The sequence below is a fragment of the Isoptericola sp. NPDC055881 genome (assembly GCF_053615895.1).
The window spans coordinates 16195-32294 of the sequence record NZ_JBSHCR010000015.1; the positions used below are offsets into that span (position 1 = coordinate 16195).

Below are 16100 nucleotides of genomic sequence, written 5' to 3' on the forward strand. Positions count from 1 at the left end.
GGCGGTCGGTCAGGTGAGGCGCTCGAAGACCATCGTCGCCTGGATGCGGTCCCCGCCGCCCAGCCCTCTGCTGCCTGACGATGCCGTCGTGATCGTGTGGAGCCGATAGCCGAGCGCCGCCTGGGCGTTGATGGCCTTCTCGAGCTCCGTGAGGTTCCCGGACCCGGTACCCCACATCTTCTCCTTCAGGATCACCTGCAGGACGACGTAGTTCATCCCGGTGGCTACGGGGCGCGGCTGGGCCCCGGCCACCGCCTCCGCCTGGAGACGCTGGACCAGCCCGCCGCCGTCCGCGGAGGGAGGAGGGGGCTGAGTCTGGTCCGTCCACCGGCTCCCGTCCCACCAGCGGGTGGTCCCCGACCCGTCGTCGTACCAACCGGCCTTCGTGTCAGCCATCTCGTCGTCTCCTGGTCCTCACCGTGCCGGCACCGGACGATGTCGGCGCTCCACCCTGGCACTCCCCGGGCGCCGGGCGCTCGACCGCGACGAGAGCCCGCCCACAACACTCAGGGGGTCAGGCGGAGATGTCCCCGCTGAAGTCGACGTCCCTGGTCTCCTTCTGCAGCCACAGCGCGACGAACGTGACCCCGGCCATCGCGGCGAGGTAGACGCCGACGAGCACGGGGGAGCCGGCCTTCTCCCACAGCCACACCGCGATGAACGGCGCGACGGCGGCGCCGAGGATCGACGCGAGGTTGTAGGCCACGGACGCCCCGGTGTAGCGGACGTTCGCCGGGAACAGCTCGGGCAGCAGGGCCGCCATCGGGCCGAACGTCAGCCCCATCAGGGTGAAGCCGAGGATGAGGAGCGACTGGACGCCCACCGTGCCGCCGGCGAACAGCGGCACGAAGAGCAGGCCGAACACGGCGATGCCCCCGGTCACGACCAGCAGCATCGGGCGCCGGCCGTAGCGCTCGGCGAGCGGCCCCGACACCAGCGTGAAGACGCCGAAGAAGACGCAGCCCACGATGAGCATCCACAGGAAGTCGATCTTCTCGTAGCCGAGCCCGGCGGGGGAGCCGTCGGTGGGGTCCGTGGCGGCGACCCCGTAGTTCAGGGTGAACGTGGTCATGAGGTAGAAGAGCGCGTACGTGGCGACCATGATGAAGGTGCCGGACGCCACCTTGCGCCACGAGGTGCGGAAGACCTCCGCCACGGGCACCTTCGCGACGGCCTCGGTCTCGACGACCTTCTGGAACGCCGGCGTCTCGATGAGCCGCAGGCGCACCCACAGCCCCACGATCACGAGGATCGAGCTTGCGAGGAACGGCACGCGCCAGCCCCAGGAGGCGAACTGCGCGTCCGACAGGGTCTGGGAGAGGCCGATGAAGACCAGGTTGGCCAGGATGAAGCCGATCGGCGCCCCCAGCTGGGGGAACGTGCCCCACACGGCGCGCTTGCCGGCCGGCGCGTTCTCCGTGGCGAGGAGGGCGGCGCCGCCCCACTCGCCGCCCAGGCCCAGGCCCTGGCAGAACCGGCACAGCACCAGCACCACCGGGGCGAGGACGGCCCAGCCAGGGTTCGTCGCGGCGGGGATGAGGCCGATGACCACCGTCGCGATCCCCATCGTGAGGAGCGACGCGACCAGCGTCGTCTTGCGGCCCACCCGGTCGCCGAAGTGACCGAAGAGGACGGACCCCACCGGACGCGCCACGAACGCCACGCCGAACGCGGCGAACGACGCGAGCAGGGCGGTCGTGCCGTCCTGGTTCGGGAAGAACAGGGCGGGGAAGACGAGCGACGCCGCGGTCGCGTACGCGTAGAAGTCGTAGAACTCGATGGAGGTGCCGATGAGCGACGCGACGATGACGCGGCCGCGCGAGTTGACGGCCGGCGTCGGCGTGCTCGGGGCGCCCGAGGTGACGGAGGTGGTCATGGGCGGGGACCGTACGCCCGCGGTCCGCATCCTGAACACTTGTCTCGACATACGAAATCGCTCGACCTGCGAGCAGGGTGCCCGCAGCGTGAAGGTGTGGTGAACGTGAATAAGGCGGCGGCGACGCGTGTTGGCACCACCGTGCCGGGCGAGGCAGGATCGACGGCGCACTGGGACACACCATCCTGGGACCACTGCATCCGCGACGACGGGACGAACACGACGACATGAACGATCTGCTGCACGTCAACGGCGGGACCCCGCTCGAGGGCACCATCACGGTGCGAGGGGCCAAGAACTTCGTCTCGAAGGCGATGGTGGCGTCCCTGCTGGGGGAGTCTGCGAGCGTGCTGCGGAACGTCCCGCAGATCCGCGACGTCGCGGTCGTCACCGGGCTGCTCGAGCTGCACGGCGTGAACGTGAAGGCGGACCCGGACGGTGGGATCCTCGACCTGGACCCGTCGAACGTCGAGTCGGCGCACGTGGCGGACATCGACGCGCACGCCGGGTCCAGCCGCATCCCGATCCTGTTCTGCGGCCCGCTCCTGCACCGCCTCGGTGAGGCGTTCATCCCGGACCTGGGCGGCTGCCGCATCGGCGACCGGCCGATCAACTACCACCTGGACATCCTGCGGCAGTTCGGCGCCGTCGTGGACAAGATGCCGAACGGCATCCAGCTGCGCGCCCCGCGCCGCCTGCAGGGCACCAAGATCTCGCTGCCGTACCCGTCGGTCGGCGCAACGGAGCAGCTGCTCTTGACGGCCGTGCGCGCGGAGGGCATCACCGAGCTCACCGGTGCCGCCATCGAGCCCGAGATCATGGACCTCATCGCCGTCCTGCAGAAGATGGGCGCGATCATCTCCGTCGACACGGACCGCGTGATCCGCATCGAGGGCGTGGACCGCCTCGAGGGCTACTCCCACACCGCCCTCAACGACCGCATCGAGACGGCCTCGTGGGCGTCCGCTGCGCTGGCCACCGGCGGCGACGTGACGGTCAAGGGCGCCACGCAGCCCGAGATGATGACGTTCCTCAACACCTTCCGGAAGGTGGGCGGGCGCTTCGACGTCCAGGAGGACGGGATCCGGTTCTGGCACCCCGGCGGCGACCTCGACCCCATCGTGCTCGAGACGGACGTGCACCCCGGCTTCATGACGGACTGGCAGCAGCCGCTCGTCGTGGCGCTGACGCAGGCGAAGGGCCTGTCGATCGTGCACGAGACGGTCTACGAGAACCGCTTCGGCTTCACGGACGCGCTGCGCAAGATGGGCGCGACGATCCAGGTCTACAAGGAGTGCCTCGGCGGCCGGGACTGCCGGTTCGGGCAGCGCAACTTCCAGCACTCCGCCGTGATCTCCGGCCCGACGCCGCTGTCCGCGGCGGACATCGAGGTGCCGGACCTGCGGGGCGGGTTCTCCCACCTCATCGCGGCGCTCGCCGCGAAGGGCACCTCCACGGTGCGCGGCATCAGCCTGATCGACCGGGGCTACGAGTCCTTCCAGGAGAAGCTGGTCGCCCTCGGGGCCGACGTCTCGCGCGGCTGACGCGCCACCCCGGCGCGCTGGCACGGCCGGTCGGCACGGGCGGGTAGGCTCTGAGCCCGTGCCGATCGCCCGACCTGACTCCCGTGGTTACCGCGCCGTCGCGCGGCTCGTGCGGCCCCTGCTGTTCTCGATGGTCCGCTACGACTGGCGCGGCGGCGAGGAGAACCTGCCCCGCGAGGGCGGGTTCATCGCCGCCGCGAACCACGTCACGGAGTTCGACGCACTGACGCTGGCGCACTACCTCTTCGACAAGGGGTTCGAGCCGCGGATCCTGGCCAAGCGCGGGCTGTTCACCGCGCCGGTGGTCGGCTCGCTGCTCCGTGCCACGCGGATGATCCCGGTGGACCGGGGCACGGCCGCCGCCGCGACGTCGCTCGAGGACGCGGGCGCGCAGCTCGGGGACGGTGCCTGCGTCGCGATCCTCCCCGAGGGCACCCTGACGCGGGACCCCGACCTGTGGCCCATGGAGGGCAAGACCGGGCTGGCGCGGATGGCGCTGGCCAGCCGCCTGCCGGTGGTGCCCGTCGCCCAGTGGGGCGCGCACAAGATCCTGCCGCGGTACGGGCGGCTGCTGCGCCCGTTCCCGCGCAAGCGCGTCACGATCGTCGCCGGCCCGCCGGTGGACCTGTCCGACCTGTACGACCGCCCGCTCGACACCCAGGTGCTGCGGGAGGCCACCAACCGCGTGATGAACGCGCTCACGGCGCTCCTCGCGGAGATCCGCGGCGAGACGCCGCCCGCGGCCCGGTTCGACCTGCGCAAGCACCCCGAGTACGAGAAGAAGCAGACCCACTACCCGCCCGTGGAGCGCCCTTGAGCAACGACCTGACCACCGAGCTGCCCGTCGTCTCCCGCGCGGCGGCCGCGCCGCGCCGGGTCGCCGTCCTCGGCTCCGGTTCGTGGGGCACGACGTTCGCGAAGGTCCTCGCCGACGCCGGGTGCGAGGTCCGGCTCTGGGGACGCGACGCCGCGGTGGCCCACGAGGTCACCACGGCGCACCGCAACGAGAAGTACCTGCCCGGCATCGAGCTGCCGCCGATGGTCGGCACCACGGACGCCGCCGCGGCCCTCGCCGGAGCACAGATCGTCGTCGTGGCCGTGCCGTCGCAGGTGGCGCGCGCCACGCTGACCGCGGTGCGCGAGCTCGTGGAGCCCGACGCGGTGATCGTCTCCCTCATGAAGGGTGTCGAGCTCAGCACCGACCAGCGCATGAGCGAGGTGATCGCCGAGTCCCTCGACGTCCCGGCGGCGCGCGTGACCGTCGTCTCCGGCCCGAACCTGGCCCGGGAGATCGCCGCGGAGCAGCCCACCGCGACCGTCGTCGCGGGCACGGACGACGCGGCGACGCGGCTGGTCGCCGAGGCGTGCACCACGCCGTACTTCCGCCCCTACCTCAACCGGGACGTCACCGGCGTCGAGCTGTGCGGCGCCGTGAAGAACGTCATCGCGCTCGCCGTGGGCATGGCCCAGGGGCGCGGCTTCGGCGACAACACGACGGCCACGGTCATCACGCGCGGCCTGGTCGAGATCACGCGCCTCGGGCTCGCGCTCGGGGCGGACGCCGCGACCTTCGCCGGGCTGGCCGGCATGGGCGACCTCGTCGCGACCTGCGCCTCGCCGCTGTCCCGCAACCACATGGTGGGGCGCCGCATCGGCGAGGGCCGCACGCTGGACGAGGCGGTCGAGGCCACCGGCACGACGGCGGAGGGCGCCAAGTCCTGCCGCTCCGTGCTCGACCTCGCCGCCAAGCACGGCGTGGACATGCCGATCACCGCCGGCGTCGTGGCCGTCCTGTACGACGGCCTGCCGGTGGAGGACATGGCCCGCGGACTGCTCGCCCGCCCCCAGAAGTCGGAGGGCGTCGGCGCCTGACGCGCCGCCGGTCAGCCGGCGGCGCGCAGCGCCTGGTCCAGGTCGGCCCAGAGGTCCTCGACGTCCTCGATGCCGACGGACAGCCGCAGCAGGTCCTCGGGGACGGTGCTCGACTCGGTCGCGAACCGGCGGCGCCGCTCCAGCGACGACTCGACGCCGCCCAGCGACGTCGCCGGGACCCACAGCCGAACCGCGGCGACGACGGCGTCGGCCGCGGCGGCCCCGCCGCGCGGGCGCAGGCCGAGCACCGCGCCGAAGCCGTTCATCAGCCCCGCGGCGCGCTCGTGGCCGGGGTCGCCGGGCAGGGACGGGTGCCGCACCTCCGCGACACCCGGGTGGTCGGCCAGACGGCGGGCCAGCTCGGCCGCGCTGGCGTTGGCGCGCTCCACGCGCAGGTGCAGGGTGCGCAGACCGCGCAGCGCGAGCCACACCTCCATCGGCCCCGGGATCGCGCCGTGCATCGTCCGGTACGCCCGCAGCCCGGCGGCCAGCTCGTCGTCGCGCGTCACGGCCGCGCCGAGGACGACGTCGGAGTGCCCGGCGAGGTACTTGGTCACCGAGTGCACGACGACGTCCGCGCCGAGGTCGAGCGGACGCTGACCGAGCGGCGTCGCGAACGTGTTGTCGACGACGGAGCGCACGCCACGCTCGCGTGCGGCGCTCAGGATCGCGGGCAGGTCGGCGACCTCGAGCATCGGGTTCGTCGGCGACTCGGCCAGCAGGACGTCGGCGCCGTCGAGGGCCGCCACGACCTGGTCCGTGTCCGCGACGTCGACGCGCCGCACGTCGACGCCGTGGCGTGCGGCCAGGTCGTCGAGGTAGCCGAGCGACACCTGGTAGGCGTGCCGCGGCACGACGACGGCGCCCCCGTGGGGCACGTGCCCGACCGCAGCGATCACGGCCGCCATCCCGGAGCCGAAGACGACGCCGTGCGACGCGCCCTCCAGCGCCGCCAGGGCCTCCTCGAACGGGTGCCACGTCTCGGTGTCCATCCGGGTGTACAGCAGCTCTCCCGGGGCGGAGACGCCCTGGTTGACGTACGTGGAGCTGAGGACGACAGGTGGGTTCACCGGCCCGCCCTGCGTGCGCGGAGGCCGGCCGGCGGTGACGGCGAGCGTGGCGGGGGACAGCGGGCCGGGCAGGTCGTGCGTCATGGTCGCAGGGTACGACCGCGGCCGGGTGCGGTGCGGCCGGGTCTCACGCCTCCCGGGGCTCCACCAGGCGGGCGAGCAGCTCGACCAGCAGGCGCTCCACGAGCGGAGCCGGAAGGGCCTCGACGAGCGCGAGCAGCGGCGCCATCGGCCCGACCCCGGGCGTCGCGTCCCCGCCACCCACGGAGCCCAGCCCGACGGCGTCGAGCAGCGCGGCGGCGGTGGTGGAGTCGAGCACGGGGCCGCCCGGGCCCGTGGGCAGGAGCTCGGCGGGCAGGGCGCCCAGCAGCGCGCCGGCGTCGGGCCGGGGCGTGCCACGCACGTCGTCCGCGGCCTGGCGCAGCACGGGCACCAGGTCGCCCAGCACGCCCTCGGTGACGGGCGTGACGGTGAGGTGGGTGGTGTGCGGCAGCCGCGTGCCGTCGGGCTGGTCCAGGCCGGGCTGGGCCTGGAGGGTCCAGCCCCGCGCGGCGACGGCGTCCGCCCACAGGTGCGGGTCGACACGGCGGTCCGCGGGTGCTGCGTCGTCGGTGGCGACCGCGAGCAACGGACCGACGGGGGATCCGACCACCCGCAGCCCCTCGACGCCCTCGACCGCCTCGCGCAGGGCGAGCGTGGCGCGGCGGGCCCGCCCGGCGAGCGTCGCGAGCCCGTCCGTGCCGAGGGCCTGCAGGATCGCCCACGCGGCGGCGAGCGGGCCGCCCGAGCGCGACCCGAGCAGGGTGGGGTTGACCACGGGGTAGCCGGGCCAGCGCGTCGTCGCGAAGTACTGCGCGCGCTGCCGGTCCCGGTCGCGGTGCAGCAGCACGGAGGCGCCCTTGGGGGCGAACGCGTACTTGTGCAGGTCCGCGCTGAGGCTGGTCACGCCAGGCACGCGCAGGTCCCACGCGGGCAGACCGGGCCAGAACGGGAGGGCGAACCCACCGATGCAGGCGTCCACGTGCACCGGCACGCCCGCTGCGGCGGCGAGCGCCGCGACGTCGGCCACCGGGTCGGCGGCGGCGTGCGGGTAGGACGGTGCGGACACGACGACCAGCGCGACGCCGTCAGCGCCCCCGGCCCCGTCGGTCATGCGGGCCCCGAGCGTGGCGGCGTCCACCGCGCCGGCCGCCGGGCCGTGCGCGACGACGGGCACGAGGTCGAGCTCCAGCCCGTACAGGTGGGCCGCCTTCTGGAACGCTGCGTGCACGGTGACCGGCGCGACGAGGCGCGGGCGGGCCTCGCCCGGCCGCAGCCCGCGGGCTGCGAGCCACGTGTCGCGCGCCGACTGGACGGCGAGCAGGCAGCTCTCCGTGCCGCCGCTGGTCACCGTGCCGACGGTGTCGGCGTCGCCGCCGAGCAGGTCGCGCGCGAACGCGACGACGTCCCGTTCGAGGGCGGCCACGGAGCCGAACGTCGTCGGGTCCAACCCGTTCACGGGCTGCATGGCGCGCACGGCGCCGGCGGCGAGCTCGTCGAGCTCGGGCACGCCCGGGTCGTAGACGTAGCTGAGCACGCGACCCCCGTGGGTCGGCGCGTCGCGGTGCCGCAGCGTGGCGAGGGCGGCGAGCACCGACTCCGGGGACTGCTCGAGGTCGAGGTCGGCGGGCGCGGCGGGGTGGGTCACGAGGTCTCCTGGGGGTGGTCGGCCCGGGTCGGGCCGGGGACTGCGGGGTGGTCGACGTCGCGGCGGCGCAGCGGGTAGCGGCCGAGCGGCAGCATGCTGACGGCGGCGAGCGCCGCGGGCAGCACGCTGAACGCGGCGACGATGCCGAGCACCGCGGCGGCGGGCTGCGTCACCGACTGCCCGCCCGTGGACTCGACGTATCCCGTCGCGGCGAGCACCACCGTCAGCAGGGTGGTGCCGAGCGCCATGCCTGTCGTCTCGCCCGCCGTCCACACGCCTCCGAACGCGCCGGCGCGGTCCGTGCCGGTGGTGCGGGCGTCGTGCGCGATGACGTCGGGAAGCATCGCCATCGGCAGGGACTGCATGCCCGCGTAGGCGGCGCCGGCGAGCGCGACGGGCAGGTACACCCAGGCGCCCGGCGCCCAGGCGAGCGGCAGCAGGGCGAGCGCCGCCACGGCGAACAGCCCGGACGCGAGGCGGAACGCACGCTCCTTGCCGACCCGGCGGGCGAGCGTGCCCCACGCCGGGGTCACGACCAGCGCGGGGCCGACGAGGGCGACGAACAGGAACGTCACGGCGGCGGTGTCGTGCAGCACCCAGGTGGCGACGTACTGGGCGCCGGCGAGCATGGCGCCGGTGGCGAGCGCCTGGAGCACGAACGTGGTGAGCAGCGTGCGGAACGGCCGGCTGGTGCGCAGCAGGCCGACGCCCTCGCGGTAGTGGGCGGCGATCCCGACCCGGGGCGGGAGAGGGCGCGGCGCGGCGGGCGGTCCTGCGGACCGTTCCACGGTGGAGGAGACGAGGAGGGCGGCGCCGAGCACGAGCGCCGCCGCCAGGGCCATGACGAGGTAGCCGAGCCGCTCGTCGTCGCCACCGAGGGCACGCAGAGCCGGGCCGCCGCCGCCGAACAGCAGGATCGCGGCGGTGAGCACCACCACGCGCGCCGTGAGCAGCCGGGTGCGGGCGTCGTAGGTGCTTGCCAGCTCCGCGGGCAGGGCGATGTAGGGCACCTGGAAGAGGCTGAACGCCGTCGCCGCGGCGAGGAAGGCGAGCAGCACCCACCCCGCGGCGGCCGCCGGGCTCAGACCGGGGGGAACCGCGAACGTGAGGGTGAAGAACACCGGCAGGGCCAGTCCTCCCACGACCATGAGCCGGCGACGACGCCCGGTCCGGGCGCGCTCGCGGTCGCTGGCGGCGCCGATCACGGGGTCGATGAGGACGTCCCAGACCTTGGCGGCGGTGACGAGCAGACCCGCCAGGGCCGCCGTCACGCCGAGCGTGTCCGTGAGGTAGAAGACGAGCACCAGCCCGGGCAGCGTCGCGAACCCGCCGGTGCCGACGGAGCCGACGGCGTACCGGACGATCGTGCCCCTGCGCAGCGTCATGAGCGGCGATCGTAGCGGCCCCGCGGGAATGTTCCGGACGCCGGGGCGCTTGTGCGACGTGTGACCCAGGCGACCAGCACGACGCAGACCGATCTTTCGCGCGGCCCTCTCGGCCTCGACGGGGCACCCCTGGTGCTCGGCGGCAACGTCTTCGGCTGGACGGCCGACGACGCGGCGTCGTTCGCCGTCCTCGACGCGTTCACCGACGCGGGCGGCCGCATGATCGACTCCGCCGACGTCTACTCCGCGTGGGTGGAGGGCAACTCCGGTGGCGAGAGCGAGCGGACGATCGGGCGCTGGCTGGCCCGCGGCGGCCGCCGCGACGACGTCCTGGTCGCGACGAAGGTCTCGCAGCACCCGCAGTTCCGCGGCCTGGCGGCGGCGAACGTGCGGGCGGCCGCCGAGGCGTCCCTGGAGCGGCTCGGCACCGACCGCATCGACCTGTACTACGCGCACTTCGACGACGCCGCGACGCCGATCGCGGAGACGGCCGCCGCGTTCTCCGCGCTGGTCGACGACGGTCTCGTGCGCGCGATCGGCGTCTCCAACTACACGCCCGAGCGGATCGACGAGTGGTTCGCCGCCGTGGAGGACGGCGGGCTGCACCGTCCCGTCGCCCTGCAGCCGCACTACAACCTCGTGGAGCGAGGCTTCGAGGACGGGCTGCGCCAGGCCGCCGAGCGGCACGGTCTCGGTGTGCTGCCGTACTACGCGCTGGCCTCCGGGTTCCTCGCCGGGACCTACCGCGACGGCGAGGCGCCCGACAGCCCGCGCGCGCAGGGCGCCGCGCGCTACCTGGACGACCGCGGACGTCGCGTGCTCGCGGCCCTCGACGACGTCGCCGCCGCGCACGGCGCGCCCGTCGCGTCCGTGGCGCTGGCGTGGCTGCGGCAGCAGCCGACCGTCGTCGCGCCCGTCGCCAGCGCCCGGCACACCGGCCAGCTCGAGGCGCTCGTGCGTTCCATGACCCTCGAGCTGACCCCGGACGAGCTCGCCCGGCTCGACGGCGCCTCCGCCTGACCCGAGAGTTGTCAGAACCACGTGAGCCCAGGGTCTGACGTGGTTCTGACAACGTGCGCGCGCCCGCGGTTGTCAGAACCAGGTGGGTCCCCGGCCTGACGTGGTTCTGACAACCTTCGCCGGGTTCAGTCCTCGAGCGGGCCGAGCACGGCCTGCGCGACGGTGGCGTGCGCCGACTCGTCGTCGGACGGGTGGAAGATCCCGGCGAGCACGTCGCGGTAGAGCCGTCCGAGCTCGGAGCGGTTGAAGTAGGTCGACCCGCCGGAGCAGCGGATCGCCTCGTCGACGACCTGCCGCGCCGTCTCGGTGACACGCACCTTCAGCCCCGCCGTCGAGCGGAAGAACCCGGCCCCGGACCCGGACCGCACGTCCACCTGAGCGTCGACCTCGCCCGCGACGAGGTCGAGCTGCGGCCAGAGGCCGTCGAGGGCCAGCGCGGCCGTGCCGATCCGCCAGCGGATGTCGGGGTCCTGCGAGTACGCCTTGCCGGTCTTCATCGAGCGCCGCCTGCGCACCGTCTCGACGGCGAGCGCCAGGGCCCGGTCGGCGATCCCCAGGTACACGGACGCGAGCAGGATCTCGAACGACGTGAAGATGCCCAGCACGTAGGGGTCGAGGTTCGGTCCGGGCGCGAGACGACGCAGCACACGGTCCGCGGGAGCGTGCGCGCCGTCGAGCACCGTCGTGCAGGACTGCGAGGCCCGCATGCCGAGCGTGTCCCAGTCGTCCTTGATCTCGAAGCCGCCGCCGTCGCGGGTGACGAACGCGTGCACGATGCGCGGGTCGTCAGGGTCGGTGGCGTCGTCGAGCCCCATGACGCCGAGGCGCGTCCAGCCGGGGGAGTTGGACGTGAAGATCTTGGTGCCGTGGAAGGAGTACCCGCCCTCGCCGTCGGGCCTGGCCTCGGTGCGTGACCCGAGCAGCACGAGGTCGTTGCCCGCCTCGGAGTAGCCGAAGCCGAACACCTCGCCGTGGGCGGTCTCCTCGAGCAGCCAGTCGAGCGACCCGTCGCCGCGCTCGTGCAGGAACCGGGCCACGCCCACCCACACGTGGTGCATGTTCACCGCCAGGGCCGTCGCCGGCGCCGCCCCCGCGAGCCGCGCCTGCTCGCGCGCGGCCTCGCGGAGGGTGAGGCCGGCGCCGCCGAGATGCTGGGGCACCATCGCCTGGAGGTACCCCGCCGCCTTCAGGTCGGCGAGGTCGTCGGCGAAGAACGTGTTCTCCCGGTCGTGCGTCGCCGCGCGGCCGCGGATCGTCTCCAGCAGCTCGTCGGTGAGGATCTGGCGGGGTGCGTCGTACGGTGAGGGCGCAGGCATGCCCTCACCGTACGACGCGCCGCGGCGGTCAGCCGCCCGCCGGGACCGGCTCGGGCAGCAGGCGCCGGAGCACGTCCGCGAGCGTGACGACGCCCAGGGTCCGGCCGTCGCGACGCACCAGCGCCAGCTGCTCGCCCGCCTCGCGCAGCAGCGCGATCGCCGAGTGCACGGTGGTCGACGCGTCCAGCACGAACGGCGCCCTCGCGAGCGGCGCGACCGGCGCGGCGTCGGCGAGCAGCAGGGTGTCGCGTACGTGCACGACGCCGCTCACCTCGCCGTCAGACCCCGGGCCGTGCAGCAGGATGCGCAGGTGGCCCGAGGTGACGGACGCCGCCCGGACGTCCGCCGCCGTCGCGTCCGCCGCGACCGCCGTGGGTCGGGCCCCGGGGACCACGAGCGCGTCGACGGTGAGCGTCTCCAGCTCGAGCGCCCCGGCGATCTGCGACGAGTACGCCGCGTCGAGCGCCCCGACGTTCGCGGAGTGCTCGACCAGGTGGCGCAGCGTCGTCGGGTCGTGCCCGACGTCCACGTGATCGACCGGCTCCACCCCGACGGCCCGCAGGCACCGGTTGGCCAGCGCGTTGAGCCAGCGCAGCACCGGGCGCGTGAGCCACATGAAGCCGCGCATCGGCAGCGCGAGCAGGGTGGCCGACGCCTCGGGGTGCGCGATGGCCCACGACTTCGGCGCCATCTCGCCCACCACGAGGTGCAGGAAGGTCACGATGACGAGGGCGAGCACGAAGCCCGCGACGTCCGCGACCCAGTACGGGACGCCCCACCCGGCGAACAGCGGGGTGAGCCAGTGGTGCACCGCGGGCTTCGTCACGGCGCCGAGCGCGAGCGTGCACGCGGTGATGCCGAGCTGCGACCCCGCCAGCAGCAGCGTCAGCTCGGACGAGCTGCGCAGCGCCGCCCGGGCGGAGCGGCTGGTGGCGGCGGCGTCCTCGAGGCGGTGGCGGCGCGCACCGAGGAGGGCGAACTCCACGGCCACGAAGAACGCGCTCAGCGCGATGATGACGACGGTCGCGGCGAGGACGACCCAGGGCTCGCTCATCGGTCCTCCTCCTTCGCGGTGCCGGACGAGGAACCGTCCGAGGTGTCGACCAGGCGGACGCGCACCAGGTGCGGCACGTGCCGCTCGACGGCGAGCACGTCCACCTCGATCCGCCGCTCGACGGGTTCGTCGTGCGCGAGGTCGGCCGGGTCGGGCGGGAGCTCGACCGTCACGGCGTCCCCTGCACGGGGCAGCGCGCCGAGCTGGGCGATGAGCAGACCGGCGACGGTCTCGTGGTCGCCGCGGGGCAGGTCGTGGCCGATGGCCCGCTCCGCCTCGTCGAGGTGGACGTCGCCGCCCATCACCCAGGTCCCGTCGGCCTCGGGGGTGACGGTGGCCGGCTCGTCGGCGTCGTGCTCGTCGGTGATCTCGCCGACGAGCTCCTCGGCGAGGTCCTCGAGAGTGAGGACGCCCGCGAGCCCGCCGTACTCGTCGACGACGACCGCGAGCTGGTTGCTCGAGCGCGTCAGCTCGGCGAGCGCCGCCGGGAGCGGCATCATCGTGGGCAGCACCGTGACCGGGCGCATGAGCTCGGTCACGGGCGCGTCGTCGGCGAGCCCGGTGCGCAGCAGGTCCGTCAGCTGGACGACGCCGATCGCCTGGTCCTCGCCGTCGACCACCGGGTAGCGGGAGTGGCCGCCCGCCATGAGGGTGCGCAGCTCGCCCACGGTCAGACCGGGCTCGACCGTCCCGACGCGCGACCGGGGGATCATCGCGTGCTCGACGTCGCGGGCTGGGAAGTCGAGGATCCGGTCCAGCAGCATCGACAGGTCGTCGGGCAGGTCGCCGCTGGAGCGCGAGTCGGCGACGATGTGCTCCAGGTCTCGGGCCGTGGCCGAGTGCTCGACGTCGTGCACGGGCTCGATGCGCAGCAGCCGCAGCAGGGCGTTCGACGCCTTGTCGAACACGGCGATGAGCCAGCCCAGCACGGTCAGGTAGGCCGTCGTCGAGCCGGCGAGGCGCAGGGCCGTGGGCTCGGGCCGGGCGATCGCGAGGTTCTTGGGGAACAGCTCGCCGAACAGCATCTGCACCAGGGTGGAGACGACCAGCGCCGCGACGGTGCCGACGGCCACGCCGACACCGGTCGGGACGCCGACGCCGCCGAGCAGGGTGCCGAGCGCGTCGCCCACGAGCGGCTCGGCCACGTAGCCGACCAGCAGGCCGGTCACGGTGATGCCGAGCTGGGCGCCCGAGAGCACGAACGACGTGCGACGGGTGACGGCGAGGGCCCGCTGCGCGGTCACGTCGCCGGACTCCGCGCGGGCGGCGAGCCGGGAACGGTCGACGGTCATGTAGGCGAACTCCTGGGCGACGAAGTACGCCGTCGCCGCGGTGATCACGAGGATCACCAGGAGGCCGAGGAGGAGGGAGAGCGCGGCGGTCATCGGGCGCGCACCGCCTCAGGGTCGAGGAGTCTCGGGGGCTGCGGGGAGCCCGGACTATGACTGGGGTCGTCGGCGGGCGCGGCGTTCTCGTCGGCCGCGGGCGCCGGGACGGCTTGCGCCGTGAGGGTGAGGTGGTCCACGAACGCCCCAACGCCGGCACCGCACGATCAGTTCCCGGCGCTACGCTCCGGTGCAACGGTCGACGAGGACCGTGCCGCACGAAGGGACCGCCATGTCCGACACCAGCGCCGACCGGACCGCCGACCGCTCCTCCGACCGGACCGTGATCCGCAGCCCGCACCCCGACGTCGAGATCCCCGACGTCACGCTCTACGACTTCCTCTTCGCGTCGCTCTCCGACGCCGACCTGGACCGGACCGCCCTGGTCGACGGCCCGAGCGGCGCCACGACCACCTACGGCGAGCTGCGCGCGCGGGTGGACGCCGTCGCGGGCGCGTTCGCCGCGCGCGGCCTGGGCGTCGGGGACGTGGTCGCCCTGCACAGCCCGAACGTGCCCGCGTTCGTCGCCGTCTTCCACGGTCTCCTGCGCGCCGGGATCACCGTCACCACCGTCAACGCGCTCGCCTCGGGGCGGGAGGTGGCCAAGCAGCTCGAGTCGTCGGGAGCGAAGGCCCTCGTGACCGTCTCGGCACTCCTGACCGCGGCCGAGGCCGGCGCGGACGCGGTGGGCATGGCGCCGCAGGACGTCGTCGTCCTCGACGGCGCGGACGGGCACCCGTCGCTGACCGAGCTGCTGTCCGCAGGGCACGGCGCCCCGGACGTCGACCTCGACCCGCGCACCCACCTCGCCGTGCTGCCGTACTCGTCCGGCACGACCGGGCTGCCCAAGGGCGTGATGCTCACGCACCGCAACCTCGTCGCGAACGTGCTGCAGACGGAGGCGTTCCTGCCCCTGGAGCCCGACGACGTCGTGCCGGCGGTGCTCCCGTTCTTCCACATCTACGGCATGACGGTGCTCATGAACGGCGCCGTGTACCAGCGTTCCGCGCTCGTCACGCTGCCGCGCTTCGACCTCGCGGAGTACCTGCGGGTTATCGAGCAGCATCGCGCCACCGTGCTGTTCGTCGCGCCGCCCATCGCGCTGGCGCTCGCCAAGCACCCGGCGGCCGAGGGGCGCGACCTGTCCAGCGTGCGGATCCTCATGTCCGGCGCCGCACCGTTCGACGAGCACCTCGCGGAGGCGGTGGGTCGCCGCATGCCCGCCGCGCGCGTGCTGCAGGGCTACGGCATGTCCGAGATGTCACCGGTCTCGCACGTGGTGCCGGTCGACCGCCCCGACGTCTCGCCCGGCACCGTCGGGATGCTCGTGCCGAACATGCTGGCCCGGGTGGTGGACCCGGCGACGGGCGAGGCGATCGCCCTGCCCGAGTCCGGCGTGAGCGCGCCGGGCGAGCTGTGGTGCGCGGGGCCGAACGTCATGGTCGGCTACCTGGCGGACGAGCAGGCCACGCGCGACACGCTCGAGCCCGACGGGTTCCTGCGCACCGGGGACATCGTGACCGTGGACGCCGAGGGCGTGTTCACCGTCGTCGACCGGCTCAAGGAGCTCATCAAGCACAAGGGCTACCAGGTGGCTCCCGCCGAGCTGGAGGCCCTGCTGCTCACCCATCCCGAGATCGCCGACGCCGCGGTGGTCGGCGTGCCCGACGAGGAGTCGGGGGAGGTGCCGAAGGCGTTCGTCGTCCGGGCCGAGGGCAGCGTGCTCACGGCCGACGACGTGCAGGCGTTCGTCGCCGAACAGGTGGCGCCGTACAAGAAGGTGCGGGTGGTGGAGTTCGTGGCGGCGGTCCCGAAGTCCGCCGCGGGCAAGATCCTGCGCAAGGAGCTCCGCGCCCGCTGACAGCCGGAGTGCTGTGAGCGGGAACCTGGC

At 74.0% G+C, this 16100-nt stretch carries 13 protein-coding genes; 5 read left to right on the top strand and 8 right to left on the bottom strand.

Annotated features, from left to right (window positions below; all coding sequences use genetic code 11):
- Nucleotides 1–9: 9 nt before the first annotated feature.
- Nucleotides 10–396: a DUF2510 domain-containing protein gene (locus tag ACWGKI_RS07035; RefSeq protein WP_452185806.1), complete on the bottom strand. Its 387-nt coding sequence runs from the start codon at nucleotides 394–396 to the stop codon at nucleotides 10–12.
- Nucleotides 397–514: 118 nt separating this feature from the next.
- Nucleotides 515–1876, bottom strand: a complete 1362-nt coding sequence (locus tag ACWGKI_RS07040; RefSeq protein ID WP_380245419.1) for an MFS transporter — start codon at nucleotides 1874–1876, stop codon at nucleotides 515–517.
- A 227-nt stretch (nucleotides 1877–2103) separates the two neighbouring features.
- Here ACWGKI_RS07040 and murA point away from each other — a divergent pair, with 227 nt between their 5' ends.
- Genes murA through ACWGKI_RS07055 form a run of 3 tightly spaced genes read left to right on the top strand, consistent with a single transcriptional unit; the run spans nucleotide 2104 to nucleotide 5292 of the window.
- Nucleotides 2104–3420, top strand: coding sequence for a UDP-N-acetylglucosamine 1-carboxyvinyltransferase (gene murA, locus ACWGKI_RS07045; RefSeq protein ID WP_380245420.1), 1317 nt, complete (start codon nucleotides 2104–2106; stop codon nucleotides 3418–3420).
- Between the two features lie 58 nt (nucleotides 3421–3478).
- Nucleotides 3479–4237 carry a lysophospholipid acyltransferase family protein gene (locus ACWGKI_RS07050; RefSeq protein WP_380245421.1) on the top strand — a complete coding sequence of 253 codons (759 nt, stop codon included), beginning with the start codon at nucleotides 3479–3481 and terminating at the stop codon, nucleotides 4235–4237.
- Complete coding sequence (locus tag ACWGKI_RS07055) at nucleotides 4234–5292, top strand: NAD(P)H-dependent glycerol-3-phosphate dehydrogenase (RefSeq protein ID WP_452185809.1); 1059 nt, start codon at nucleotides 4234–4236, stop codon at nucleotides 5290–5292. The genes ACWGKI_RS07050 and ACWGKI_RS07055 overlap by 4 nt, the downstream gene beginning before the upstream one ends.
- A gap of 11 nt (nucleotides 5293–5303) precedes the next feature.
- Here the strand turns inward: ACWGKI_RS07055 and ACWGKI_RS07060 are convergent, their stop codons facing one another.
- The 3 genes from ACWGKI_RS07060 to ACWGKI_RS07070 are packed head-to-tail and all read right to left on the bottom strand — an operon-like array spanning nucleotide 5304 to nucleotide 9434.
- Complete coding sequence (locus tag ACWGKI_RS07060; protein WP_452185811.1) at nucleotides 5304–6446, bottom strand: trans-sulfuration enzyme family protein; 1143 nt, start codon at nucleotides 6444–6446, stop codon at nucleotides 5304–5306.
- A gap of 43 nt (nucleotides 6447–6489) precedes the next feature.
- The gene (locus ACWGKI_RS07065) at nucleotides 6490–8049 is read right to left on the bottom strand and encodes a pyridoxal phosphate-dependent decarboxylase family protein (protein ID WP_452185813.1); all 1560 of its coding nucleotides are present in this window, start codon (nucleotides 8047–8049) and stop codon (nucleotides 6490–6492) included.
- The gene (locus tag ACWGKI_RS07070) at nucleotides 8046–9434 is read right to left on the bottom strand and encodes an MFS transporter (protein WP_452185815.1); all 1389 of its coding nucleotides are present in this window, start codon (nucleotides 9432–9434) and stop codon (nucleotides 8046–8048) included. Before ACWGKI_RS07070 ends, ACWGKI_RS07065 begins: the two co-directional genes overlap by 4 nt.
- Before the next feature lie 60 nt (nucleotides 9435–9494).
- On the opposite strand from ACWGKI_RS07070, the gene ACWGKI_RS07075 reads away from it, so the two are divergent.
- Nucleotides 9495–10454, top strand: a complete 960-nt coding sequence (locus ACWGKI_RS07075) for an aldo/keto reductase (protein WP_380245294.1) — start codon at nucleotides 9495–9497, stop codon at nucleotides 10452–10454.
- 125 nt (nucleotides 10455–10579) lie between these two features.
- Here ACWGKI_RS07075 and ACWGKI_RS07080 read toward each other — a convergent pair whose 3' ends face one another.
- From ACWGKI_RS07080 to ACWGKI_RS07090, 3 genes are read right to left on the bottom strand one after another with little or no spacing between them, the layout of a single operon-like run.
- Nucleotides 10580–11770, bottom strand: a complete 1191-nt coding sequence (locus ACWGKI_RS07080; protein WP_452185818.1) for an acyl-CoA dehydrogenase family protein — start codon at nucleotides 11768–11770, stop codon at nucleotides 10580–10582.
- A 28-nt stretch (nucleotides 11771–11798) separates the two neighbouring features.
- Nucleotides 11799–12824: a CNNM domain-containing protein gene (locus ACWGKI_RS07085; protein WP_452185820.1), complete on the bottom strand. Its 1026-nt coding sequence runs from the start codon at nucleotides 12822–12824 to the stop codon at nucleotides 11799–11801.
- Nucleotides 12821–14209, bottom strand: a complete 1389-nt coding sequence (locus ACWGKI_RS07090) for a hemolysin family protein (RefSeq protein ID WP_452185822.1) — start codon at nucleotides 14207–14209, stop codon at nucleotides 12821–12823. Before ACWGKI_RS07090 ends, ACWGKI_RS07085 begins: the two co-directional genes overlap by 4 nt.
- A 232-nt stretch (nucleotides 14210–14441) precedes the next feature.
- On the opposite strand from ACWGKI_RS07090, the gene ACWGKI_RS07095 reads away from it, so the two are divergent.
- The gene (locus tag ACWGKI_RS07095; protein WP_452185824.1) at nucleotides 14442–16070 is read left to right on the top strand and encodes an AMP-binding protein; all 1629 of its coding nucleotides are present in this window, start codon (nucleotides 14442–14444) and stop codon (nucleotides 16068–16070) included.
- The last annotated feature ends 30 nt before the right edge of the window (nucleotides 16071–16100 follow it).

Excerpts from the sequence above, each read along its gene's own strand:
- ACWGKI_RS07095 (WP_452185824.1), top strand. The coding sequence starts at position 14,442 with ATGTCCGACACCAGCGCCGACCGGACCGCCGACCGCTCCTCCGACCGG.
- ACWGKI_RS07085 (WP_452185820.1), bottom strand. The coding sequence starts at position 12,824 with ATGAGCGAGCCCTGGGTCGTCCTCGCCGCGACCGTCGTCATCATCGCG.
- ACWGKI_RS07040 (WP_380245419.1), bottom strand. The coding sequence starts at position 1,876 with ATGACCACCTCCGTCACCTCGGGCGCCCCGAGCACGCCGACGCCGGCC.
- ACWGKI_RS07090 (WP_452185822.1), bottom strand. The coding sequence starts at position 14,209 with ATGACCGCCGCGCTCTCCCTCCTCCTCGGCCTCCTGGTGATCCTCGTG.
- ACWGKI_RS07070 (WP_452185815.1), bottom strand. The coding sequence starts at position 9,434 with ATGACGCTGCGCAGGGGCACGATCGTCCGGTACGCCGTCGGCTCCGTC.
- murA (WP_380245420.1), top strand. The coding sequence starts at position 2,104 with ATGAACGATCTGCTGCACGTCAACGGCGGGACCCCGCTCGAGGGCACC.
- ACWGKI_RS07035 (WP_452185806.1), bottom strand. The coding sequence starts at position 396 with ATGGCTGACACGAAGGCCGGTTGGTACGACGACGGGTCGGGGACCACC.
- ACWGKI_RS07080 (WP_452185818.1), bottom strand. The coding sequence starts at position 11,770 with ATGCCTGCGCCCTCACCGTACGACGCACCCCGCCAGATCCTCACCGAC.
- ACWGKI_RS07060 (WP_452185811.1), bottom strand. The coding sequence starts at position 6,446 with ATGACGCACGACCTGCCCGGCCCGCTGTCCCCCGCCACGCTCGCCGTC.